This is a genomic window from Micrococcus sp. Mcc89 (genome assembly GCF_024519795.1).
Lineage (GTDB): Bacteria > Actinomycetota > Actinomycetes > Actinomycetales > Micrococcaceae > Micrococcus > Micrococcus luteus.
Genome location: NZ_JALJRI010000086.1, coordinates 1 through 547, shown reverse-complemented (window position 1 = coordinate 547; position 547 = coordinate 1). Strand labels below are relative to the sequence as shown.

General features: G+C 67.3%; 1 pseudogene and 1 other annotated feature. The pseudogene reads left to right on the top strand.

From position 1 onward, the window contains the following. Positions 1-29: 29 nt before the first annotated feature. Positions 30-547, top strand: a pseudogene (locus NR072_RS08855) (transposase); the annotation flags it as partial. Next, positions 328-462: a sequence feature (AL1L pseudoknot), on the top strand. It overlaps the preceding pseudogene by 135 nt.

Genomic DNA, 547 nt, shown 5'->3' with positions numbered 1-547 from the left:
CTCCTGACCTTGGAAACGAGGATGGAGTTATGCCGAAAGAGCAGACAGCGGGGAAGCCGACGACGCGTCGGTATTCGCCGGAGGAGAAGGCCGCGGCGGTCCGGATGGTGCGGACGCTGCGTGCCGAGCTGGGAACCGAGCATGGGACTGTGCAGCGGGTCGCGACGCAGCTCGGATACGGGGTCGAGTCCGTGCGGATGTGGGTCAAGCACGCCGACATCGACGACGGCGTCACCTCTGGCGTGAGCAGCGCTGAGGCGCGGCGGTGCGTGAACTGGAGCAGGAAGTCCGGGAGTTGCGGCGGGCCAACGAGGTCCTCAAGCGTGCTGCGTCTTTCTTCGGGGCGGAGCTCGACCGCCACTACCGGAAGTAGTCGCGTTCATCGACGCGAACAAGGATGACCTGGTCGACGCTCGCCGGCTCGGAGTCGAGCTCATCTGCAGGCTGCTGCAGGTGGCTCCGAGCAGCTACTACGCCGCCAAGACCCGCGCCCCCTCGGCTCGCGCGGTGCGGGACGAGGAGCTGATCCCGCAGCTGGTCGAGCTCT